This window comes from Pedobacter jeongneungensis (assembly GCF_039538295.1).
In the GTDB taxonomy this organism is placed as follows: Bacteria; Bacteroidota; Bacteroidia; order Sphingobacteriales; family Sphingobacteriaceae; genus Pedobacter; species Pedobacter jeongneungensis.
In genome coordinates this window covers 115,821-139,548 of sequence record NZ_BAABBY010000010.1, presented here as the reverse complement: position 1 = coordinate 139,548, position 23,728 = coordinate 115,821, and the positions used below count along the sequence as shown (strand labels likewise).

General features: G+C 37.7%; 18 protein-coding genes. 6 read left to right on the top strand and 12 right to left on the bottom strand.

Translation table 11 applies throughout. The annotated features are described in order from the left end of the window. Positions 1 to 322 precede the first annotated feature (322 nt). From ABD769_RS19720 to ABD769_RS19690, 7 genes are all read right to left on the bottom strand, one after another. The gene (locus tag ABD769_RS19720; RefSeq protein WP_344853076.1) at positions 323 to 1,492 is read right to left on the bottom strand and encodes an RsmB/NOP family class I SAM-dependent RNA methyltransferase; all 1,170 of its coding nucleotides are present in this window, start codon (positions 1,490 to 1,492) and stop codon (positions 323 to 325) included. A gap of 29 nt (positions 1,493 to 1,521) precedes the next feature. After that, positions 1,522 to 2,733, bottom strand: a complete 1,212-nt coding sequence (locus ABD769_RS19715; RefSeq protein ID WP_344853075.1) for an ABC transporter substrate-binding protein — start codon at positions 2,731 to 2,733, stop codon at positions 1,522 to 1,524. Positions 2,734 to 2,844: 111 nt separating this feature from the next. Then, positions 2,845 to 4,374 (bottom strand): glutamine-hydrolyzing GMP synthase, encoded by a 1,530-nt coding sequence (gene guaA / locus ABD769_RS19710; RefSeq protein ID WP_344853074.1) that lies wholly within the window; start codon positions 4,372 to 4,374, stop codon positions 2,845 to 2,847. 176 nt (positions 4,375 to 4,550) lie between these two features. Beyond that, positions 4,551 to 4,949, bottom strand: a complete 399-nt coding sequence (locus ABD769_RS19705) for a type II toxin-antitoxin system VapC family toxin (RefSeq protein WP_344853073.1) — start codon at positions 4,947 to 4,949, stop codon at positions 4,551 to 4,553. Next, positions 4,946 to 5,182 (bottom strand): type II toxin-antitoxin system Phd/YefM family antitoxin, encoded by a 237-nt coding sequence (locus tag ABD769_RS19700; RefSeq protein ID WP_344853072.1) that lies wholly within the window; start codon positions 5,180 to 5,182, stop codon positions 4,946 to 4,948. Before ABD769_RS19700 ends, ABD769_RS19705 begins: the two co-directional genes overlap by 4 nt. 200 nt (positions 5,183 to 5,382) lie before the next feature. Next, entirely contained in the window at positions 5,383 to 5,841 is a 459-nt protein-coding gene (locus tag ABD769_RS19695) for a deoxycytidylate deaminase (RefSeq protein ID WP_344853071.1), read from the bottom strand. A gap of 62 nt (positions 5,842 to 5,903) precedes the next feature. After that, positions 5,904 to 7,511, bottom strand: coding sequence for an MFS transporter (locus ABD769_RS19690; RefSeq protein WP_344853070.1), 1,608 nt, complete (start codon positions 7,509 to 7,511; stop codon positions 5,904 to 5,906). A gap of 150 nt (positions 7,512 to 7,661) precedes the next feature. Here ABD769_RS19690 and ABD769_RS19685 point away from each other — a divergent pair, with 150 nt between their 5' ends. After that, positions 7,662 to 8,288, top strand: a complete 627-nt coding sequence (locus tag ABD769_RS19685; protein ID WP_344853069.1) for a LysE family translocator — start codon at positions 7,662 to 7,664, stop codon at positions 8,286 to 8,288. Between the two features lie 358 nt (positions 8,289 to 8,646). Here the strand turns inward: ABD769_RS19685 and ABD769_RS19680 are convergent, their stop codons facing one another. Further along, on the bottom strand, positions 8,647 to 10,548 hold the full coding sequence (locus ABD769_RS19680) for an amidophosphoribosyltransferase (protein ID WP_344853067.1): 1,902 nt from the start codon (positions 10,546 to 10,548) through the stop codon (positions 8,647 to 8,649). Between the two features lie 472 nt (positions 10,549 to 11,020). On the opposite strand from ABD769_RS19680, the gene ABD769_RS19675 reads away from it, so the two are divergent. From ABD769_RS19675 to ABD769_RS19655, 5 genes are all read left to right on the top strand, one after another. After that, positions 11,021 to 11,290 (top strand): hypothetical protein, encoded by a 270-nt coding sequence (locus tag ABD769_RS19675; RefSeq protein WP_344853065.1) that lies wholly within the window; start codon positions 11,021 to 11,023, stop codon positions 11,288 to 11,290. A 351-nt stretch (positions 11,291 to 11,641) separates the two neighbouring features. Continuing rightward, positions 11,642 to 14,422, top strand: coding sequence for a TonB-dependent receptor domain-containing protein (locus ABD769_RS19670; protein WP_344853064.1), 2,781 nt, complete (start codon positions 11,642 to 11,644; stop codon positions 14,420 to 14,422). A gap of 10 nt (positions 14,423 to 14,432) precedes the next feature. After that, positions 14,433 to 15,758: a DUF4876 domain-containing protein gene (locus ABD769_RS19665; RefSeq protein WP_344853063.1), complete on the top strand. Its 1,326-nt coding sequence runs from the start codon at positions 14,433 to 14,435 to the stop codon at positions 15,756 to 15,758. Positions 15,759 to 15,785: 27 nt separating this feature from the next. Continuing rightward, complete coding sequence (locus tag ABD769_RS19660; protein ID WP_344853062.1) at positions 15,786 to 17,357, top strand: DUF6850 family outer membrane beta-barrel protein; 1,572 nt, start codon at positions 15,786 to 15,788, stop codon at positions 17,355 to 17,357. Positions 17,358 to 17,360: 3 nt separating this feature from the next. Further along, positions 17,361 to 18,500 (top strand): cytochrome-c peroxidase, encoded by a 1,140-nt coding sequence (locus tag ABD769_RS19655; protein ID WP_344853061.1) that lies wholly within the window; start codon positions 17,361 to 17,363, stop codon positions 18,498 to 18,500. Between the two features lie 184 nt (positions 18,501 to 18,684). On the opposite strand, the gene murI is transcribed toward ABD769_RS19655, so the two are convergent. The 4 genes from murI to bamA all read right to left on the bottom strand — a co-directional run bounded on the left by murI (position 18,685) and on the right by bamA (position 23,659). Continuing rightward, positions 18,685 to 19,503: a glutamate racemase gene (gene murI / locus ABD769_RS19650; protein WP_344853060.1), complete on the bottom strand. Its 819-nt coding sequence runs from the start codon at positions 19,501 to 19,503 to the stop codon at positions 18,685 to 18,687. Between the two features lie 342 nt (positions 19,504 to 19,845). Beyond that, positions 19,846 to 20,424: an OmpH/Skp family outer membrane protein gene (locus tag ABD769_RS19645; RefSeq protein ID WP_344853059.1), complete on the bottom strand. Its 579-nt coding sequence runs from the start codon at positions 20,422 to 20,424 to the stop codon at positions 19,846 to 19,848. A 62-nt stretch (positions 20,425 to 20,486) separates the two neighbouring features. Further along, entirely contained in the window at positions 20,487 to 21,017 is a 531-nt protein-coding gene (locus tag ABD769_RS19640; RefSeq protein WP_344853058.1) for an OmpH/Skp family outer membrane protein, read from the bottom strand. A 98-nt stretch (positions 21,018 to 21,115) separates the two neighbouring features. Then, the gene (bamA, locus tag ABD769_RS19635) at positions 21,116 to 23,659 is read right to left on the bottom strand and encodes an outer membrane protein assembly factor BamA (protein ID WP_344853057.1); all 2,544 of its coding nucleotides are present in this window, start codon (positions 23,657 to 23,659) and stop codon (positions 21,116 to 21,118) included. Between the last annotated feature and the right edge of the window lie 69 nt (positions 23,660 to 23,728).

Below are 23,728 nucleotides of genomic sequence, written 5' to 3'. Positions count from 1 at the left end.
TAAATCCGTATATTCATCTAAACATAAAAGCTCACCACATGAAAAGCTTTGAAGAATATACCTTAATTATTGGAGCCATCGCCGTTTTAATTGAAGCTGTGAAGTACCTAAAGAAGAATTTTAGGTCCTGGTTTGAACATACATAACGTCTCAAAGCGACTGTCATCTCGACTGTAGCAAAGCGGAACGGAGAGATCTACCCCGAGATAGATTTAGCTTCGCTGAGCACTTACGTGGTTCCCGATTACGTTGCACTGCACTCGAAATGACTTAAATTAATAAACGCCCCGATCTTAAAAATCCTACAATCCCTTAATCCTGATTAATCCTGGCTTTTCTTAATTAACCTTGCTACAAACATCGTATCGGCGTTATTTTCGTAGCCCTTTATTAATTCCATCTTTTCCAATTCTAAAGGAAGTGTGTTTAACATATGCTGCACAACTTCTTCATTTTCTTTAGCGAAAGCAGAGCAGGTAATATAAACCAGCGGTTTACCAGGCTTTAAATATTTCACTATATTCTGTACAATGCCTTTCTGAATAGTAACAAACTGATTGATCTTACGTTCCTCGAAAAAAGTAAGCATTTCGGGCGTTCTTCCCCATGTTCCTGAACCAGTACAGGGCGCATCCAGAATAATTCCGTCAAAGGCATAGTGATGCAGAATCTGATCGTTATTCTGTAAAAGATCGATTTCTTTTTTATGGTATTTTTTGATACCGGCCAGTCGGAAACGTTCATCAAGGTTTAACAGTACACTTTCGCGTAAATCAGAAACCAGAAGCTCGATAACGGGCTCTAAACTGTGCAAAAGCAAACTTTTTCCGCCTGATGCGGCACAGCAATCCCACCATTTATCCCATTTATTCGGCTTAAAATATTCACCGGTATGCTGCGAAGATAAATCCTGCACCTGATAACTACCCTCTTTTAAAATGGTTTCGAGTTTGGTACCGTTTGGTAAAGCCAATGCAGTATCAGAAATCGCTTTAACGGCTATATTCTCCTCCTCTAGTTTCGCAATAATTGCAGTAGAATCGTCAGCCACTACCCTGATAAACAGGTCAGGCTGTTTGAAAAAGGAAGCAAAAAAGGCTTCTTTATCGATATCGCCGGAAAGCGCAGTATGAAAAGGATATACGTCTTCCGCATTAAAATCAGGGTATTTAGCCTTAATCAGGTTTAATTTAGCTGCTAAGGGTAAATTAATACTATCCTTCAACTCAGGAAGGTTTTTCTCCACAATCTGGCTTAAAGTATCCTGACATAAGAAATCGGCAATGCTCAACCGTTCTTCATTTGGCAGAGCAGCTAAAGCCTTACCCAGCCTGAAAAAGCTATAAATATGTCGTGTGGCCCATCTTCTGTCGGATGAACCCATTTGCTTGTGCTGTTTAAAATAAGCAGGCAAAAATCGATGCAAAGGCAAACTTCCATCGTAACTGCTTAAAATCTGTTCAAAGGCTCTTAACTGGTGGTCTGCTCTCATGCAATAATTAAAATGGAAGGAATGATTGGTTATTCAACAATATTTAAGGCGAAGTTTTTATATTTCAATAGCATTAAACTAGTGTTAATATAACCTAATTTTTCATCATGAATAAATGAAAAGCTATTATGAAGTCCTCTATATTTATCCTTTACAAGATAATCTCTGTAATCTTCGCCATAATTTACCAATAGTTTACCGAAATAATAACCTATATCGAAGCCTTTAAAAGCATATTCTCCAGGCTCAAAACCATATTTATAGCGGTATTTTTTGATAAAAGTAATTACAGCACTGCTTTTATAATCTATTTTATAAGATGAACTGATGATGGTATTCAGGTCTTGTAATTTCTCGGCAGGATAATTCTGTTTTACCCAGTTGGGGTGACCAAAAAGGTTAATGGCGTATCCTCCGGTTGGCAAATTCTTTAATTTATAAAGCTTTTCTACGGTTGGCAATACAAAAGCACGATCGGATGAGGTTACCACTACTGCATATTGCTTTCCTTTAATCATTTTGGTTTCGAAAGTGTAAGCAGAAGCATATTCCTGTACAATAAATTTTCCGTTAGTCTGGAAATAGTTCCTGATTGGGGCTGCAAAAGCCTCATCTTCCGTTTTCTTTGGATTGATCAGCACCACAATGGTATTGGCTGGATTAAAGTTTTTGGCGATATAAGTACCGATCTTTTTTCCATGCAAACCAATATTATTGACCACAGAAACAAGATTAGGATTGTTAAACTCCCCCGGATCAGTAGCAGCCAGCGGCGAAACAACAGTAGCGTTGTTTTCTTTGGCATAATTCGCTATAAATTTCAAACCTTCGGGAAAAACAGGACCGATAATTAAATTGCTCTGTTTAAAGCGTTCGTTTTTGTAGAGGGTAGAGATGTGTGCATTATCATCCTGAGTATCAAAAACATTGAGTTTAAAGTTTAAACCCTGGGCAGCAGCAGAATCCAGACCTAATTTAAAACCCTGATAAAAATCGATGGGCATGGCATATTTTTCAATATCGGCCTTTGTAGCGGTTTTTAAGTTCAGCTCATCCAGTTTAAAAGGAACAAGTAATGAAACACTGGCCTGGGTAAACTTTTTGACGGGCTTTTTATCTGCCGGTTTTTCTTTCTCGGCCGGTTTACTCGTTTCTGGCTTAGGCGTTCTCACTTTTGGCGAACAAGCACCCAAAACCAACATCAATAAAACTGGCAAGCAGTAAACCTTTTTATAAATCATACCTATCGTTTTTAACAAAATATGCTAGCAAAGTTTATTCCACCTTGCTAGCATACTATATATTTTATGCCGTTTGAACTGAAAACTCCAAACTGAAAACTTGCAACTAAACTATTCCCACTCTATGGTTGCAGGCGGTTTAGAGCTGATATCGTACACTACCCTATTAATGCCTTTAACTTTATTGATGATTTCGTTAGAGATTTTAGCCAGTACCGGATAAGGCAAGTGGCACCAATCAGCCGTCATACCATCTAATGATTCAACTGCTCTTAAGGCGATTACATTTTCGTAAGTACGTTCATCGCCCATTACCCCAACAGATCTTACCGGCAAAAAGATTGCTCCTGCCTGCCACACCTGATCGTACAATCCGGCTTCTTTCAGGTTATCGATGTAAATTTTATCTGCATCCTGTAAAATCGCTACTTTTTCTGCAGTAACCTCGCCAATAATACGGATACCTAAACCTGGTCCTGGAAAAGGGTGGCGGCCTAAGATAAATGATTCTAATCCTAACGCAGTACCTACTCTCCTTACCTCATCCTTAAACAAAGTTTTAAGTGGCTCTACTACTTTAAGTTTCATAAAATCCGGCAAACCGCCAACGTTATGGTGCGATTTAATGGTTGCCGATGGGCCTTTAACTGAAACCGACTCGATAATATCGGGATAGATAGTACCTTGTGCCAGCCATTTCACATCCTGGATCAGATGCGATTCTTCATCGAAAACTTCGATAAAAACACGGCCTATAATTTTTCGTTTCTGCTCCGGATCTTCTACCCCGGCCAATTGACTTAAGAATTTATCTTTCGCATCAACGCCTTTAATGTTCAATCCGAAATCTTTGTACTGTTCTAAAACACTTTCATATTCGTTTTTACGCAATAAACCATTATCAACAAATATACAGTGCAGGTTGGTACCGATGGCTTTATGCAAAAGCACCGCAGCAACGCTACTGTCAACACCGCCTGAAAGGGCTAAAACAACTTTATCATTACCAACAGTAGCCTGAATATCGGCAATGGTGGTTTCTACAAATGCAGAAGAAGTCCAGTCCTGTTTACAGCCACAGATATCAACCAAGAAATTTTCTAAAAGAATTTTTCCATCAATACTATGCGTAACTTCCGGGTGGAACTGGATGGCGTAAGTATCAGAATCTTTAATGTGGTAAGCGGCAACTTTTACGCTATCGGTACTGGCAATCAGCTCGAAATTTTCAGGAATATCAGTAATGGTATCACCATGGCTCATCCAAACTTGTGAATTCAAATTAATGCCTTTAAATAATTGATTATCCTGGTTAACAAAGTTTAAATTGGCACGGCCATATTCGCGTGTTGAAGAAGGCTGAACCGAACCACCAGAATGTTGGGCAATATATTGTGCACCATAGCAAACAGCCAATAATGGGTATTTTAAATGGTATTTTGATAAATCAATCTGAGGAGCATCTTCCTGGCGGACAGAATAAGGACTACCTGAAAAGATAACACCTTTTACATCTTCGGTAATCTCAGGAAGATTGTTATATGGATATATTTCACAGTAAATATTTAGTTCGCGAACCCTACGGGCAATGAGTTGTGTAAATTGCGAACCAAAATCGACGATAATGATTTTTTCTAGCATCCGCAAAGGTACCAATTAGATATGAGATTTGAGAGCGGAGATTTGAGATTTTTAGTAGTGTGCGGAGAGTTTTGAGAGAGGGCATGGCGATAAGCGTTTAGCGCTAGGCGTTTGGAGTTGATTAACCGATTAACCAATAGCAGACTTGCAGGTACTAATGAACCAGTGAACAATAATTACCAAACAACCTTTAAACCTGCCGATTGATATTTATTAATGTCTTCCTCTTTGCTGATTAAAGTTATATTTTTTTGAATGGCTTGCCAAATAAGCATTCTATCAAAAGGATCTCTGTGCCAGGTGGCATTTAATTGATGATAATTAGCTACATCATCTGGTAAAAGAGGCAAAAGTTCGTAGCCAGCCTCGATTGCAAGTCCAGGTAAAGCATCCGGTACGATTCTTAAAATGTCAAGTTTATTCATCGAATGCTTTAAAGAAATTTCCCAAAAACTTATAGTACTTAAAAGAATTGTGTTTTTCTTATTCTTTAAGATTTCTAAAAAGACTTCTAAAAGCTTAGACGAATACATTAACGACCAAATTAGCACAGGGGTATCTAACAGGTAAATCATAGGCTTAAAAATTCTTCTTCTGTAATTTTGAAATTATCTTTAAATATAATTTCAGCTTTCCCATCCAACAGACCTATTTTACGTTGATTATTGCTTTCTTCTAAATCAGGAACAAAGTAACCAATAACTTCTTTTTTCCTCCCATAAGTTACTGCAATACCAATACCCGCTTTAACATCTTCAAGTACTTCAGAAAAATGAGCTTTAAATTCCCCAACTGACATTGTTTTCATAGTTAATAGTTTTATAATCAAAGACAAACAAAACTTGTCAAGTTGTCAAGATAGAATTTTATCGTGACTTAGTCGGAGTCAGGGACTCGAAAGACAAAGTCGGTTAATCTATTTGTTGACCATCAAGAAATTAAGAACATTACGTTTTTAAGCTAAAATGACTAATGACCAATTAACCAATGACTATTGACCATTAAACCTTACGATTCCATCAAATTCACTTCTACCCCAAACTTCCTTAAAAAATCTACGCCTTCATCACTTGGCAAACCTTTATAAGCGGCATACGATTTTGAATAATATACCAGTTTAATTCCTGATGATAAAATTAACCTTGCGCAGGCAATACAGGGCGATAAAGTGGTGTATAAGGTACAGCCTTCTATCTTCGATCCGTTTTTAGAAGCATAGAGGATGGCATTTTCTTCTGCATGTAAAGCTAATGAACAACTTCCTTTACTATCACGAGCGCAGCCATGTTCGGGCCATTCCTCATCACAGTTATGCGTTCCGGCCGGGGGACCATTATAACCGATGGAAATAATCCGGGTATCTTTGGTTAATACTGCACCAACGTGGGCACGCACGCAATGCGAACGGGCAGCCAGATCGGTGGCAAGGTTCATAAATATAGAATCGAAACTTGGTTTATCAGTCATGTATAAAATCAAAAAAGCCACAGAGCATTCATCCCTGTGGCTACAAAAATACTTTATTAAAATTAATGTCCGCCTTCGGCAGTAATATTTTCAACGTCGATACCTTGTTTCTTAAGTTCGCCACTCACTTTCCATGCAAAGAAAATTAAATAAGCAAACCCTAAAACAGGAATGATATAAGAATTGTGAATACCAGCACTATCAGCTAATTCTCCCTGAATTGGAGGAATGATCGACCCTCCTAAGATCATCATAATTAAGAATGAAGACCCCTGAGAAGTATATTTCCCTAATCCGGTAATGGCTAATGAGAATATTGATGGCCACATGATAGAACAACATAAACCACCACTAACGAAAGCAAAGATGGCAACATGACCAGTTGTTAGTAAACCAATAATAATGGCTATCGCACCTAAGGTTCCAAAAATAGCCAATGTTTTGGCGGGCTTTTCCTGACCAATAAAAACTGCTAAAATCATTACAGCAATACACAGTGCATAAACATATAAATTACCCACATCTGTACCGGTTGCATGGTTAACACCTAAAATAATACCGAAAGCCACAAAAGGCACAATAATAGTTAAAACATTTTTGGTCATTTTAGTTAGATTGAAAGCACTGACCGCACCTGCCCATCTGCCAATCATCATACTACCCCAGTATAAAGAAATGTAAGGTTTGATATCCGCATCTGCTAAACCTCCAAAATCTGGCAATTTAAGTAAAGCGCCCAAATTACTTTGAATAGTTACTTCTGTACCTACATACATAAAAATAGCTAACATACCCAAAACCAATTGAGGGTATTGCATTGCGCCCCAACTAGCAGCATTTTCTTTTTTTACGAAGTAACCGAATAATAATGCACCTAGAATGATTACAAACGAAGAGTAAACAAAGATAGATGCGCTAATTCCTGTCAAGTTTGCTAGAGGACTCGCAGCTGCAACCATTAAGAAACCTAAAATCATTACAACCAATGGTCCGGTAGGTTTGCTACTTGCTTCAATTTTTTCTGTACTTGTCACATCAGGGAGCTTGGATACACCAAAGAATATTGCAACGCCTAAAAATAGTCCAGCTAAAATATAGTACAAATTATTGATAGAAGAAATTTCCACCACCTTGGCAACAGCATCGTTTGCAGTTCCAAACAAAACAACACTTACAATAACCGGGCCCATCAAACCTCCAAAATTATTAATACCGCCAGCCAGGTTTAAGCGATGCGCACCACTTTCCGGCTCTCCTAAAGCCACTACAAATGGGTTTGCAGCTGTTTGTTGTAACGAAAAGCCTAAAGCAATAACAAAAAATGCAAATAGGATAAACAAAAACGAACCAGAATGCACTGCAGGAATCATAAGAAGGGCACCACCTGCAGAAATAATTAAGCCGGCAATAATTCCTTTTTTATATCCTATTTTGTTTAAAATATCAACTTTTGAGGCCTGTGAAGCAAAATATAAGATTAATGATCCTATAAAATACCCGCCATAAAAGGTAAAATCTATTAATTGAGATTCGAATTGAGTTAATTTAAAATGAGTTTTACAAAAAGGAATAAAGATGCCATTTGAAGCGGCAACGAATCCCCAAAAAAAGAATACAGTTATAATTGTATATAGAGCTGTACCATAATTTTTAGTTGTGTCTTTTGTCATCGTTTGTTATTTGGTAAATTGTTTTAGTGGCTCTAAACATAAATAAAAAAAATGAAAACCCGTAAATTTTATGCAACCTGTGCAACAAAAATAAAAGTTATATGTTTAGGTATAAAATTGCATATTCGCATATTATAAACAATACAATGCATGTTTGAAGCCATATTACTAGGAATAGGAGCAGGGATTATTTCGTCGTTTTTAACAGGGCCGGTATTTTTTGCAATGATCAAAACCAGCATAGAGAGAGGCTTCAAAGCTGGTTTTTCTTTAGCCATAGGAGTGATTATCAGTGATGTAATCTTAATTGGCCTGGTCCTTTTTGGCAGCCAGTTTTTCGATTATAAAGCAGAATTTGATAAATATGTAGGCTCCATCGGGGGCCTGTTTTTATTAGCAGTAGGTATCTATTACCTGGTTTCTAAAATAACCGTACATTACGATAGTTCAACATTACAAAAAGTGAGTAAACGGGGTTATGTAATAAAGGGATTTCTGATGTGCATCCTCACTCCTTCTACCCTCATGTTCTGGATTATTGTTAGCGGAATTATCTCTGTAAAGCTCAACAACATGTTAAACGAAAAGTTGGTCTGCTTTTTTATTGCCATGGCCACCCAATTGGCTATCGATGGCGCAAAGAGTTTTTACTCCAGCAAACTCCGTTATAAAATAAAAGAAGATGCGCTGAAAAAACTCAATAAAATTGCAGGAGTTGTCATCATATTCTTCGCCATTTGGCTCATCGTTAAAACTTATCTGAAATTTTACGCATAATACATTGCGTTCTTATCCTTGATGTCTCAGTCAATATTTTTTTTTTGAAAAGCAGGTGCAGTACAACTATTATTGTTAGTCCTGCCAATGCTGCAAGTCCTCGGCAAATGAAGAATTTGCCTCCGGGCTTTCCGCGAATGTCAGGTTTAAACAGGAGAAGCAAGCAAATTAAATAAAGATGAAAACCTGCTTTGTCTTTTGTAGTTAAAAATTAAAAATATAACTACTCGTTTGTCACCCTGAGCGTAGTTGAAGGGCATTCTTTTTTTGTATAAACTCACTGCACCGGTAGTAAAATGAGTGCAAAAAAATAGCCCATATTACTATGAGCTATTTATTATTCAAAATATTTTAGGGTCTAATAAGCCCTTTGATTATTTCCTTCTTTCCAGTTAACAAAAGCTTTGTTTACCACTTTGTTACCACCCGGGGTTGGATAATTTCCCGAAAAATACCAGTCACCTTTATTTTTCGGACAAGCCTCGTGCAAGTTCTCTAAACTCTGATAAATCACTTCAACCTCAGCAACAGTACCTTTTGGGGTAATAATCTGTGCAATTTTGGCCGAAATTTCTTCCGGGGTAAATGGTTTATAAATTTCTTTAACGTGGTTTACAATTTCCTCTTTCGGTAAAAGTAACGAAGCTTTACATTTGGTGTAAACATCTTCAATTACCTGCCACATGCCACGTTCCGTTAACAACTGAATAGCCGCATCGAAAGCCACAAATTGTCCCATTCTGCTCATATCAATACCATAACAATCAGGGTAACGGATCTGAGGTGCAGAAGAAACAATAATGATTTTTTTAGGGTGCAATCGATCTACAATTTTAATGATACTCTGCTTTAAAGTTGTACCACGAACAATTGAGTCATCCAATGCAACCAAAGTATCCTGGTGGTTGTTGATAATACCATAAGTGGTATCATAAACATGTGCCACCATCTCACTCCTATCGGCATCCTGGGTGATAAATGTTCTTAGTTTTACGTCTTTTACCGCAAGTTTCTCTACCCTTGGCGCAAGCGATAACAGTTCATCTAACTGCTCATCATTTAACTGTTCCTTTTTATGTAAAAGTGTTTCTTTCTGGTGGTTACGTACGTAACGCTGTACGCCATCAACCATCCCGAAAAATGCAACTTCAGCAGTATTTGGGATAAACGAGAATACAGTATTTTTAAGATCGTAATTAACCGCTTTCAAAATTTTATCGCTCAATAAACGGCCGAGCTGTTTACGTTCACGGTAAATCTCTACATCACTTCCTTTTGAGAAATAGATGCGTTCGAATGAGCAAGATAATCTTTCGGTAGGCTCGCGGAACTGCTCCATGCTTACCTCTCCGTTTTTCTTGATGATTAAAGCATGACCCGGATCGATCTCTTTAACATCTTTAAACTGGATATTAAATGCAGTTTGTAAAGCTGGTCTTTCGGAAGCAGCTACCACAATCTCATCATCGTAATAATAATAAGCCGGACGAATACCAGCCGGATCGCGCATAATAAACGAATCGCCGTTACCTACCATACCACAGATCGAGTAACCTCCATCCCAGGTTTTGGCCGAGCGGCGCAGAATGTTCGCGATATCCAGGTTATCAGATATTTTGTGCGTAATCGCAACGTTATCGTGTCCTTCTTTTTTATACTGATCGAAAAGCTCCTGGTTCTCATCGTCCAAAAAGTGGCCGATTTTTTCCAGTACCGTAACGGTATCTGCTTTTTCTTTTGGATGCTGGCCCAGCTCGTATAATTGCTCCAATAACTCGTCAACATTCGTCATGTTAAAGTTACCAGCAATCACCAGGTTACGGGTCATCCAGTTGTTCTGCCTTAAAAAAGGGTGGCAATTTTCGATGCTGTTTTTACCATGTGTACCATAACGCAAATGGCCCATTAACACCTCGCCGATAAAGCTTACGTTGTTTTTGAGCCATTCTGTATCCTGCATTAATTCAGGTGTATTTTCCTGGATATCAACAAATTTGTTCTGTACATATTCGAAGATATCCGCTACCGCATTTGATGCCATGCTCCGGTATCGGCTGATGTACCTACTGCCCGGTTTCATATCCAGCTTAATGGTGGCAATACCTGCGCCATCCTGGCCCCGGTTATGCTGTTTTTCCATTAAAAGGTATAATTTGTTAAGGCCGTAAAGTGCTGTACCGTACTTTTGCTGGTAGTAAGAAAGTGGTTTTAACAGGCGAATAAAAGCGATTCCGCATTCGTGTTTTATCTGATCACTCATTGTGTGGATTTGAAGCCGCAAAGTTATCCTTTTAAACCATTAGAACCTAAACAAAAGTGTTTTCTTTTGTCACATCGACGTTAATTTGGAAATCATACAGTTTAAGCATTTATTTAGAATTATTCAAAATAACTTGTGATTAACTACTAAAATAGTTAATATTGTCATTGATATATTAATTTATAAAAAAAAAAACTATGAAAAGAAACTCTACTATTTTATTATTATTGATTTGCCTAATAACATTTACGATTGGCTGCAAGAAAAATTCTCCCAATGAAGAAACTCAAATTGAATCCTTATCTCGACGAGGTTTTAAACTTCAAAGTAAAGGAAATTATTCAGCGAATATAGAAAAGGAGATAGTGTAACATTGTTAAAAAGAGGTACGGAAAATGCTATTATATCCACATCATTTCATAGTTACACTAAATATTCCATTGATCCAAGCCGATGTATAATGTCAGCTCAGATGGCTCAAGCATCGAACGATTATGTAGATGATTATGGAACTGCTTCCCATGCAGGTGATTTAGCTATAAAATTAAATTTACCTGGTATTCAAAGTGCTAGCTACACGGCAGATGAATCAGTTCATCAGTATCCATCAACCGGTTATTATAGTTTCAAAGGCAACGTTACATTTTATTGGGATGATTCTTTCGATGCAATAAATTCACAATGGTTTCTTGCAGCAGCAGCCGACGTTTCACCGGATCAATCGTTTAAAATAATTCTATAAAACCACAAATTAATATTCAGAGGCTAACCTAAGCGTTAGCCTCTTTTTTAATGTCCAGTTTTAAGAGTAAAAATAATCAATTAGATATTCGTTAAAAGGAAATTTAATGATCGCTATTTTGAATTCTTAAAAATATAATAGGTGCATTGTTATTTATGATGATAAAGATTCAACAATCTTTACAAATCGCTGGATGTTTTTTACACAAATTCAACTAATACAACCCACAATTGTAAGAATTAGGCTACAAATGTTAAATTATCTAGAATTAGTCTAAATAATTTTGTTAAAAACCGTTAAAATTCCATCTTTGCAGAATCATTAGAATAAGTCTAATTAAGAATACAGGGTTTGGGAAAGTTTTTGAAATTTTTTATTGTTTTTATTATCTGCGGATGTGCATCGGTTGCATTGGCGCAAAATGTTGTTTTAAGGGGGAAGGTTGTGGATCTGGCGTTACATCCAATTTCACCTGCAAATATTAAAATTGTTGAAACAAACCAATACGCAGTTACCGATAAAGATGGAGACTTTTATATCCCACTGTATAAGATAGGCAATGTTAATTTAACGCTTGAATTCACTTTTATCGGGTACCAAAAACTCGTAAAAGTTGTTGAAACCAAGGGAGAAACAATTGAACTGGGGAATATCATCTTAAAAGATTTAAACCTGGCCCTCGAAACGATTGATATTAATGCAAAACGCAATTATGAGGGATCTTCCAATTCATCATTAATCATCAGCCGCGACATTATAGAACAAACTTCTGCCCTCAGTTTGAACGATTTACTGAACCAGCTTCCTAACAGAAAGGTTGTTGCCCCTTCTTTACAAACTGTACAGAACATTACTCTAAGATCAACCTTTGCAAGTACAACCAATGGTCGTGGTGCTTACGAGATGAATAATTCTTTCGGAGTTGCTATCATTTTAGATGGAAATACCATAAGTAATAACATGAATATGCAGAGTTTTAATCCTGGCATACTGGGAGTTGGAAATTCGTTAATTACTTCTGGCAATTCGTATGGATTAAATGGTAGCCCAACAACTTCATATTCAGGTGATTTTGCTTTTAGCGGCACAGATTTAAGACAAATTCCGGTTGACAATATTGAGAATATTGAGGTGATATCAGGTGTTGCACCTGCAAAATATGGCGATTTGAGCGAAGGAGCCGTAATTGTAGAGAGGCAAGCCGGTGTAGCCCCTGCTTTTTTAAGAATGCAATTGCGCGATAACGCCACTTCATACGGATATTCTCAAGGCTTTAAATTACCAGGGAAGGCAGGAGCACTTAATATCGGATTGAACTATGTTAATTCGTTTGCCGATAACCGCGACAAGTTGAAAGCATATAAAAGAATTAATGGTTCATTAATGCATACCAATGTATTTGGAAAAGAGAAACGTTTGAAAAATACACTTAGCCTTGATTATGGAAAAAATTTAGATGGAATAAAAACTGATCCTGATGACATTACCGATCGTGTAGTGAGGTTTGACAGCTGGAATTTTAGTGTCGCCAACAGAAGTTCTTACCGTGTTAATTCCAGCTTTTTAAAAAACATAGCTTTAAATCTAAGATACTCAGAAGGGCATCAGGTTAGTTACACTGAAGAATTCAGAAACGTGCCTTACGTAATTATGTCTGATGCAACCACCACAGGCATACATGAAGGATATTATTATGCGGGTATATATACTGCCCAATCTTTAATTGATGGCCGCCCCATTAATGCTTCAGCAAAGCTTGATTTTAATTCTGACTTTAAAACAGGGTCGACAACACATTTTTTAGGATTTGGAATCAGTTATGATTATGGTGCAAATAAAGGTTTAGGACAGGTTTTGGATCCAGGCAGACCGAGATCGAACACTGCAGTAGCCTCTTCGGGAAATGCATCAAAACGATCTGAAAGATATTACGATTTTAACCTGGCGGTTGCCCAACAGAATATTGGATTATATGCGGAAGATATGTTTAAACTCGATGTGTTTGGTAAACCCCTTAATGTTAGGGCAGGTATAAGATACGATCTTCAGAATTCATTGCCGTCTTTTTCGCCCAGGATTAATGTAAATTATGAGCTGAACAAAAACATAAAATTTGGATTTGCTTATGGTTTATCGTATAAATCGCCTTCTCTTGGCCAACGGTATCCCGGACCAACCTATTATGAAATCCCGGTAATCAATGCTTATAATGGTAATGCCGCCGAGAGTATCTATCTGGTTTATGTTAACCGGTATGATTACGATTCAAGTAATTTAAAATCCCCCAAGAGCGAAACCTTTGAATTTACCTCTCAAATTAAAATAAAGGAATTCAACCTTTCACTTTCTCTTTTCAACAAAAATTCGAGAAATGGTATTAACACGGTTTCTCAACAAAACTATGTAACGTTACCTGTTTATGCTGCAACGTCAAGACCAGGTCAACAGCCAATACTTACTCAAACAGGAATCCGAACGGTTGCTTTTTCATTCAGCAATTTCGAAAACGATCTGAAATCAGATAACCAGGGCATTGAACTAATCTTAAACACGCCAAAGATCAAATCCATCGAAACATCATTTAACTTAAGCGGTGGTTTATTCAGAACCAATTACCAAACAAACAGCAACAGAGTACAATCTTTTGATGACTTAGGACCAACCTTGCCAGATTACGCTGTTGTGGCCTATTATCCCTCAACAAAAAGGATATCGTATTTAAGCAATGCCAGGGTAACTTCATCTACCCATATCCCTAAAATTAGTTTAATAGTAAGTTTTGTAGCCGATTTTTCTCTCCTCCAAAAAACAGTGCAACGTGCAGATGCAGGCAGTCCGCTTGCCTATTACACACGTGATGGAAGGTATATTACCCTAAGCAATATTGATAAAACAAATATCAACTATGCGCATACCATCCAAACTAATGCAGAAATCAATGAAAATAACGTACCGCATATTATACCAAACTTCCATTTGAGTTTAGCGAAAGAAATCAAAAAACGCCTCAGGTTTTCTTTTAATGTGTACAATGTATTTAACTATCAACCATATTATATCACCAGTACCGGAACATACACATATCCCAATGCAGCACCATCGTTTGGTGCCGAAATATCTTTAAAACTATAATTAATTTAGAATGAAAAAGTACCTTTACTTAGTTATTACTGCAATGCTGTTTGCTGCATGTAAAAAAAACAATACAACTGATATTGAGCCGGTTAACCTGAACATCAGCGTTGCATACAACCTGCAAACCAGTACTTATAAACTGCCACTAACTAGTGTTAAAGTTAAAATCACAAACCTCGACACCAAAAATATGCAGGAATTTACGGTATCTGATAAGGGTACTGTAATTGTGCCAAAATTATCGCCGGGCGCTTATGATATTGATGCATCGGCCACCATCCTTGCTGCCGATTACACTACCATTACAGGTATTGCAACCACTAAAGATGTAACGTATAATGCCTCGGTTAAAGGCAAACAGATTACAGTGGGTTTTTCTGATGTAATTAATTTAAGCCTTGTATCCGGTACTGTAAACGATTGGGTAATTAAACAAATTTATTATGCTGGTTCTGACACTAAAAACGGTGCTATCCAACGCGATCAGTTTATCGAATTCTATAACAACAGCGATAAGGTATTGTATGCCGATAGTCTTTATTTTGTTGAAACAACTGGCTTAATAACAAAATCTAGCGCAACGAGTTATAATTTACAAACAAACGGGCAGTTAGATTGGAGTAAATCGGTAAATATGCCTGCAAATATTGATGCAAACAATGATTATATCTATGCCAGGGCATTTTTAATGATTCCGGGTACCGGAAAACAATATCCTGTACAACCAGGAAAAAGTATTGTGGTGGCACAAACAGCGGTTAACCATAAAAGTCCTTTTACGGGTACAGATGGTAAAGTGGTATCAGTTTTAGATCCTTCTTTAACTGTAGATTTAAGCACAGCTGACTTTGAAGCCTATTATGCTTCTTTCCTTTCTAACCCTTTTGCTTCTGATATCGATAATCCATCAGTACCAAACCTTGAGGTGATTTCTTATTTTGGAAGAGATATGGTTTTCGATAATCCAGGCAGATATTCGTATGCTTTAATTAAAGTTGATGGTACACAAAAACCTAAAGAATGGCCTCAGTATTACTATCCAACCAAAGCTGCACCTACATCAACAGCTACAAAATACTATCAAATTCCTAACAAATGGGTAATTGATGCAGTTGAGATTCAACCTAACGAGATATCTGATCGTATTCCAAAAAAATACAATGCAAATTTAGATGCGGGCTTCGCTTTTGTACCACTAGGATCTTACACTTCTCAATCGGTTATCAGAAAAACTGATAAATCGGTTAATGGTAGAATCATACTGAAAGACACCAACAATAGCACCGAAGATTTCGACTATTTCACAATTGCTACCCCTAGGGGATTTAAATAACTTTCAGCCAGGTAAGGCAAATAATAGATGAAAATCAATTTAAAAATAGCTATACTTTTTCTCTTGTTCCCGTTTTCATTAATGGGGCAAGAGAAAATTATTGCAAAAAATACGAAACAAACACTTTTATCAACTTCATTCTACACAGATTCTGTCAATCAGGAGATTTATAATTTTGCTAAAGGGAGCAGTTATTACCTTATAAATTTAATGCCAGATCATGTAAGTAAAGCATCGCTCCGATATACATTTGAGCAGGGAAATTTTATTCCTTCGCAAGGCTCAACAAGTATCAATGCAGGCAATGCATCTACCGAAGGTACTGCAAAACTAGGTACAGTTAAACTTTTCGGGGCTTTTTCATATCAAAAAACATTTGAAGATAGTACAAGGTTTGCCCACCAGACACGAAGTAACGTTTCTACCCCATATTATTTTGGTTCGCCTGCTTATGTTCATTACGAAAGAAGTGTATATACATTTAATGCAATGGCAGGCAAAAATTTTTTAGGAGACAAACTAAATCTTGGGCTTGGAACAGATTACAAAGTCGGCGATCATTATTCAACAAATGATCCGAGAGGTTCAGTTGGTGAATACCAGTTTAACCTATTATTTTCGCTCGGATATAAGGTGAATAAAGCATTCGGTTTTGGTGCTGCATACCGTACAGGTTACGGACAGGAGCGTGTTACAATAGGCTATAAAAACCCACGTTACTATGAGAGTTCATTTTACCCGATGTATTACAACCATTTGATTAATGGTTATGGAGAAGGGCGACCGGCGTTGAGTGCAGCGAACCGAAGATATACCGATAATCAAAAACGGAACGGTGCCGATCTGTATATGGATTTGAACAGCGAAAATTTAGGCCGTTTTCACTTAAAAACAACCTATACCAAAGAAACACAACGCTACTTTTACAGCACCAGCAGTGGTTTTGATGATTTTGCGCAATATAATCTGGCCAACACTGATGTAAATTTTTTATGGTATATGACATCAGGCATATTAAGTTTCGGAACAGCTATAAACTATAGTAACAATGCCGGGAAAGACTTTAATCTTCAATATCAGGCCAACAATTACAGGTATAATGATGAAACTTCATCTATAAAAATCTTTTTATCAAAAAAAGGCACCAAAAATACCTATAATCATTTTGTACGGGCAAGCATGTACAATGAAGAACGTGTGGATGGCACAAAAGCAAATGATATTTATTTTAGCAACTTATACCTCAACATTGGTTCAGGCTTTACCCGTTTTCAGGATAAGCAGCGCTTTTTAAGTGTAAATTTATCCGCGGAGTATAAAATTGCATTAAATGATCAATTTCAGGTAACGCAGGCAAATGAAGGATATTTTACCCGATATGTAATTTATCACGATTATCTTTATAATACTGCATCCTCTATCGGTGGGAAGATCACTGCAGAGTATGGATTTCCATTCCTTAAAACCATGCAGGCCGGTTTCAAAGTAGAAGCTCGTTATAATGATAAACTTGATCAAAAAACACTCGATCGCAATGTAGTAAGCTCCCCCGGCAACGATCGTTTTTCTTCCAATATCAGCTTAAACCTGTATTTTTAACCCATGAATAAAATTTTTGCCCTTCTTGCTCTTGCCCTTACCGGATTAATCCTGTTTTCTTTTCAATCGGCAGATTTTAATAACGACGATGAACTGAGCATAGATAGCCTGCGCAAAGTTTATTCTAAACCTACCGATCAGTGGCCAAAACCAATGGTAGATAAAGATGCCGTTTTTCAGGAACTGGGCGAACTTCCACCCTCTCCTGTTGATCTTAAAAATGATTCGGTAAAGAATGTAGTAGAGCTGGGTAAAATTTTGTTTTTTGATCCGCGTTTATCGGGTTCCAATCAGATTTCGTGCTCCAGTTGCCATGCACCGGATTTACACTGGACGGATGGCCGACAAGTTTCCATCGGGCACGATCATTTGGCCAATATCCGCAATGCGCCGTCATTAGAGAATGTTTGGTTTTACAAACGCCTGTTCTGGGATGGCCGTGCAACCAATCTGGAAGAGCAGGCCGGAAGTCCTGTAGCTGCGCACAATGAGATGCACCAGGACATGAAAGTCCTGTCAAAAAAGCTCAGCAAGATTAAAGGTTATCAGCCTTATTTCAAGTCTGCCTTTGGTTCAAAAGAAATTACCAATAAAAGAATCTTCGAAAGCCTGGCCACTTTTCAACGCAGTATTGTAAGCAGAAGAACACCTTTTGATCGTTTCCTGGCGAAAGATAAAAAAGCCTTGACCGATCAACAGCTCATGGGGCTGCATTTATTCCGCACCAAGGCACGCTGTATTAATTGCCACAACGGACCATTTTTTACGGATAACGAATTTCATAACGATGGCTTAACCTATTTTGGCCGTAAATATGAGGATTTAGGTTTGTATAATGTTACCAAGAAACCTGAAGATGTGGGCAAGTTTAAAACGCCTGGACTAAGAAATGTAATGAAAACCGCTCCATGGTTTCACAATGGTTTATTCCCTGATATGGATGGTGTGATGAATATGTACAATGTGGGCATGCCGGTACAACGCGTAAAACCGGAGCAGGTTAATGATCCTTTATTGCCAAAGAACGATAAATTACTAAAAGGCCTTAAATTGAGTATTGCAGAAAAAGATGCTGTTGTTGCATTTTTAGAGGCCTTGTCTTCGCCCACCGTTCTTGTTCGTGTAGAGAAATTGCCGGAGTAAATAGTCTGGAGTTTGGCGTTGAGCGTTTGGAGTAGCTTTAGCCGATTTTAAGGCACAATGACTTAGAAACCTTCTCACCATAGGCGGCTGTAAAATCATAAGCTGGCAGTAACAATTCAGCAATTTTAATCATTCGTTTCAATGAACAGTTAACCGATTAACTGTGCTCAGCAATTAACCACATCTACATTTTACCCGATTTCAGCGCTTCACCGAAAAATATCGAGGCGTGCTCGTCGAAAGCAATTGGATCACCGCTGGTATAGAAATGCCTTTCGCCGTTTGTGGCCAGTTTTTCTTCTATCTCCGGATGTCTTGCCAAATAATCGATCAAGCTATCAGCAACAATTTCCCCTTGCGTTAGCACGTTGATATGATCTGGAAATACCTTTTTCAGTTTGGGCATTAACAGCGGATAATGGGTACAGGCCAGCAGAACACAATCGATATCTTTGGATTGACTCAATAACTGATCGCAATACTCATTGATAAAAAAATCTGCTCCTGATTGTAAATGTTCATTATTCTCGATCAGCGGTACCCACATCGGGCAGCTTTGTTGATACACCTTAATTTCAGGAAAAAATTTATTGATCTCTAACAGATAAGATTGCGAATTAACCGTTCCCCGGGTGCCCATTACACCAACCTGTTTACTATGGGTATAGCTATCGATTACTTCGGCTGTAGGCCTGATTACGCCCAGCACCCTCCTATCTGGATATTTGCATGGAAGATCTTTCTGCTGGATCGTCCTTAAAGCCTTTGCAGAAGCTGTATTGCAGGCAAGGATGACCAACCGACATCCTTTTGCAAAGAGCCATTCCACGCATTCTAAAGTATATTTATAAATGGTATCGAAAGAATGATCGCCATAGGGCGAACGCGCATTATCACCTAAGTAGATATAATTATAACCGGGCAATTTATCGGCTATCGAACGGAATACCGTTAAACCACCATAACCGGAATCGAAAATACCTATAGGAGAAGTGTTTTGCATGGGTTGATGTTAAAAAGTTGGAATGTTGTAAAGTTAGGTTGAAAAGTTGAAATGTTGGTGTTGTTGGAAAGTTGAAATGTTGGTGTTGCTGGAAAGTTTAAACGTTGGTATAGTTGAAATGTTTTAATGGCATTATGAACAAAACTTTTAAACCTTTCAACCTTAAAACATCTTTCGGACAAAACCTTCCAACCTTTAAACTTTTCAACCTTAAACACCCTGAATGAAACCTCTCAACCTTTAACCCCTCTATAATAAAAAAGCGGAACTAAGATAAACTTAATTCCGCTTTATATCTTGAATTGGTAAGGAGACTGATGACTCCAAACTCACTACTCACGACTACTTTTTAGGTGCAGCTGGTTTTGCAGCAGTAGCAGTGATTCCTAATTTAGTTTTAACTGAACCAGTGATATCATCACCACCTTCCCAGAAAACCAAATTGTTGCCACCTTGTCCGTTTGCGATATCGAAAACGTAAGCTAAACCTTTTTCTTTAGCTACAGCAGAAATTGCAGTTGCAACTTTAGCCTGGATTGGCTGGAACAACTCACCTTGTTTTGTACCTATATCCTGTGAAGCTTTGGTACGTGCATCAGTGATGCGTTTTTCTAAATCCTGTAATTCCTGTCCGGCAACCTGTAACTCTTTTCCTACAGTTTCTTTGTTAGCTTCGCTCAAAGTTTTTTCTTTAGCCTGAGCAGCTGACAATTTAGTCTGATATTCTTTGATCATTGCATCAATATCAGCTTGTTTTTGTTTACCTAAGGTTTCTAAAGTTGTTTGAGCTGCTTTAGCCTCTGGTAAATTTGCGAATACCTCTTCAGAATTAATGTGACCCAATTTTTGTTGTGCACTTGCCATATTCGCTGTAAACATTAAACCTGCTGCTACAAAGAATACGTTAATTAACTTTCTCATCGTTCTATTTTACTTTTTTATTTTTTTCTAATTGTTTTTTCTAAAAATCAGGGGCGAATATACTAATTATTTACAGTCCCTGGCTTGTAACCTAATTTTACAATTACATCATTACTAACGTCGTAACTGCTGCTTGCATAAATCATCATGGTAGCTTCACTACTCTTGTCGAAAATGAAATCTAAGTATTTGGATTTTGCAATTTGTTTAATGGCTTCAGCCACTTTGTCCTGAATGGGCTTAATTAATTTGGCTCTGCTTTGAAAAAGATCACCATCAGGGCCAAATTTAGAACGTTGAAATTCTTTAGCCTGTTTTTCCTTTTCGATGATCTCGTTCTCACGGCGTTTACGCATATCATCTGTTAATAAAACCTGATCTGCCTGGTAGGCTTTGTACATCCTGTCGATTTCAGAAAAATTCTGATCAACCTGTTGCTGCCATTGTTTAGAGGCAACATCTAACTGACTTAATGCCGATTTATATTCTGGCAAATGTTTTAAAATATACTCGGTGTCTACATAAGCAAACTTCTGTGCAAAGGCACCGATAGAAGTGCAAAGCAGCAATGCGATAAAAAGATATTTCTTCATTTTTGTGTGTGTTAATGATAATTAATAACCTAAGCTTTCTTTAAACTCATCTTGCAACGATTTATTGCATAATTAGTTATTTTTTTGTTCTTTATCAATTAAAATCCACCTAATTGTTGTGCGATACTAAAAGTAAAGTTTTGCTTTCCTCCATCTGCAACTCCAGGGATCCTGTCAAATGCATGTCCGTAATCGATACCCAATAAACCAAATATTGGTAAGAAAATACGGGCACCTACACCAACTGATCTCCTAACGTTAAAAGGATTAAAATCACCAAATCTGTTCCAGGTGTTACCCGCCTCAGCAAAGGCTAAAACAAATGCGGTAGCCTGCTGACTTGCAATTACCGGATAACGCGCCTCTAATACATATTTGGTGTAAATCGGGCTACCAGACTGCTGCGCGATACTTGGATCAGAACCATTTGGAATAACGGTGTTGTTTGCATAACCACGCATAGCGATCAGCTCAGAACCCTGTAAGAAATCGAATCCCTGCATACCATCACCACCCAGTTTGAAACGCTCGAATGCTGACTGGCCCACTGCTTTGTTGTATTGACCTAAGAAACCAAATTGCGCCTGTGCTTTTACCACTAAGTTACCAGCAACACGTTGGTACCACTGCGAATCGAATTTCCATTTGTGGTATTCGGTAAAGCGGTATTTTTCCCTGTCGGATGCCGTAGCGTAATTCACTTTGTTAAACAATGAATATGGTGGCGTAGCCTGAATAGTAAAACGTAAGAACGATCCTGATTTAGGAAAGATTGGCGAATCCCTTGAATCGCGGCTGATTTCTTGTGATAAACTTAAGTTATAAGAAGTACCGGTATTAAATAAATAACCAGTATAGTTATTTAAGATATATTGTTGCAAACTCACCGCGTGGGTTAACTGGAAATAGTTATCCGGCCAGTTTAACCTTCTGCCTAAACTAACGGTTACACCATTTAAACGGATTTTTTGAAAAGCTGCATCACCATTACTTAAACCGTTTGATTGTAATGAGGTAAATGCACTTACACCAAAGCTAACCGGTTTCTCGCCACCAAACCAGGGTTGTGAGAAGGAGAAACTGTACGATTGGTAATATTTACCGTTGGTTTGTCCACGTAAACTTAATTTCTGTCCGTCGCCTTTTGGCAAAGGTTTGTAAGCTTTTAAGTTAAACAGGTTACGTAATGAGAAGTTGTTAAAGGTTAAGCCCAATGTACCAATGATACGGCCACCACCAAAACCACCTGATAACTCAATCTGATCTGAAGGTTTTTCTTCTACTGCATATTCGATATCTACAGTACCATCTGCCGGATTAGGGCGAGGCGTAGGAACAGTTTTAGATTCATCAAAGTTACCCAACTGACCAATCTCACGGATGGTACGGATCAAATCACTTTTGTTAAATTTTTGTCCCGGTTTAGTACGGATCTCACGCAAAACCACTTTATCATTGGTAATGGTGTTACCTTTTAAAGTAATGCGGTTGTTGGTGTACTGCGGACCTTCATACATGCGTAACTCCACATCAACGGTGTCACCGTAAATTTTGGTCTGTACCGGATCGATGTTAAAAGTTAAGTATCCGTTATCGGTGTACATACTGTTAATGTCGCCACCGTTTTCGCCACCACCGTTTAATTTTTTGTTTAATCTTTCTTCACTAAAAACATCACCTTTTTCGATGGTTAATACTTTCTGTAAAATACTATCCGGGTAAATGGCATTACCAGCCCAGGTGATGTTACCGAAATAATATTTTTTACCTTCATAAAGGTCCATCCTGATGTTAACCTTCTTTTTATTGTACTGGTAGATAGTATCTTTTAATAATTCAGCATCGCGGTAACCTTTTTCATGCATTTTAGCAATCATTTTTACCTTATTCTCTTCATATTTCTCTTTTGAGAATTTTCCGGAACCATAAAAACGCCACCAGGCAAACTGTTTAGGGTTTTTAAGGTATTTTCTAAGTTTTGTTGCTTTAAAATCTTTGTTTCCGGTAAAATCGATATGCTGAACTTTAACACGATGACCTTTATCAATATAGGCTTCTAACACCACACTGTTTTCGGCATTTGGATCTTTACGGGTTTTATAATCAATTTTGGTAAAGAAAAAGCCTTTATCCAACAGGTACTTTTTAACAATGGCTGAAGTTGTGTTGTATAAGTTATCGTTTACGATTTTACCGGTTTTATCATTCAGTTTTTCCTGAATGGCGGTTTTTTCAGATTTACGAACACCTTTTAAATCGATGGAGCTTAAACGCGGACGTTCTACTACTTCGATTTCGAAGTAAACAGAATCCTGAACAAATTTTTGGATATTAAGTTTAACATCATCAAACAATCCCTGCGCCCAAAGCGTTTTAATTGCATCGGAAGTTGCTTCGCCAGGAAGAACGATTTTATCGCCCTTGGTTAATTTAGATAGTGTAATTAACACTTCTTTATCTAAATATTGGGTTCCTGTTACCGTGGTACCACCGATGATATATTCTTTTGGACTAAAATAATCGAGATCTAAGCCACCAACCTTTAAAGAAGGGGTTGCCGGTGCCTGACCTTGTGGACGTACTTGAGCGAAGGCCGGAGCGGCTAAAACTAGTAGAATTAAAACTTGAAATATTCTTTTCATTAAAATAATTTGTTCAGTAATGGCCACGAAGGTAACAATGTTTTATAAAGCAAAATTTTCTTTATTGTG

Excerpts from the sequence above, each read along its gene's own strand:
- ABD769_RS19665 (WP_344853063.1), top strand. The coding sequence starts at position 14,433 with ATGAAAAAGTACCTTTACTTAGTTATTACTGCAATGCTGTTTGCTGCA.
- ABD769_RS19690 (WP_344853070.1), bottom strand. The coding sequence starts at position 7,511 with ATGACAAAAGACACAACTAAAAATTATGGTACAGCTCTATATACAATT.
- ABD769_RS19705 (WP_344853073.1), bottom strand. The coding sequence starts at position 4,949 with ATGATTTACCTGTTAGATACCCCTGTGCTAATTTGGTCGTTAATGTAT.
- bamA (WP_344853057.1), bottom strand. The coding sequence starts at position 23,659 with ATGAAAAGAATATTTCAAGTTTTAATTCTACTAGTTTTAGCCGCTCCG.
- ABD769_RS19695 (WP_344853071.1), bottom strand. The coding sequence starts at position 5,841 with ATGACTGATAAACCAAGTTTCGATTCTATATTTATGAACCTTGCCACC.
- ABD769_RS19680 (WP_344853067.1), bottom strand. The coding sequence starts at position 10,548 with ATGAGTGATCAGATAAAACACGAATGCGGAATCGCTTTTATTCGCCTG.
- ABD769_RS19675 (WP_344853065.1), top strand. The coding sequence starts at position 11,021 with ATGGCTCAAGCATCGAACGATTATGTAGATGATTATGGAACTGCTTCC.
- ABD769_RS19655 (WP_344853061.1), top strand. The coding sequence starts at position 17,361 with ATGAATAAAATTTTTGCCCTTCTTGCTCTTGCCCTTACCGGATTAATC.
- ABD769_RS19720 (WP_344853076.1), bottom strand. The coding sequence starts at position 1,492 with ATGAGAGCAGACCACCAGTTAAGAGCCTTTGAACAGATTTTAAGCAGT.
- ABD769_RS19685 (WP_344853069.1), top strand. The coding sequence starts at position 7,662 with ATGTTTGAAGCCATATTACTAGGAATAGGAGCAGGGATTATTTCGTCG.
- ABD769_RS19645 (WP_344853059.1), bottom strand. The coding sequence starts at position 20,424 with ATGAGAAAGTTAATTAACGTATTCTTTGTAGCAGCAGGTTTAATGTTT.
- murI (WP_344853060.1), bottom strand. The coding sequence starts at position 19,503 with ATGCAAAACACTTCTCCTATAGGTATTTTCGATTCCGGTTATGGTGGT.
- ABD769_RS19660 (WP_344853062.1), top strand. The coding sequence starts at position 15,786 with ATGAAAATCAATTTAAAAATAGCTATACTTTTTCTCTTGTTCCCGTTT.
- ABD769_RS19715 (WP_344853075.1), bottom strand. The coding sequence starts at position 2,733 with ATGATTTATAAAAAGGTTTACTGCTTGCCAGTTTTATTGATGTTGGTT.
- ABD769_RS19640 (WP_344853058.1), bottom strand. The coding sequence starts at position 21,017 with ATGAAGAAATATCTTTTTATCGCATTGCTGCTTTGCACTTCTATCGGT.
- ABD769_RS19700 (WP_344853072.1), bottom strand. The coding sequence starts at position 5,182 with ATGAAAACAATGTCAGTTGGGGAATTTAAAGCTCATTTTTCTGAAGTA.
- guaA (WP_344853074.1), bottom strand. The coding sequence starts at position 4,374 with ATGCTAGAAAAAATCATTATCGTCGATTTTGGTTCGCAATTTACACAA.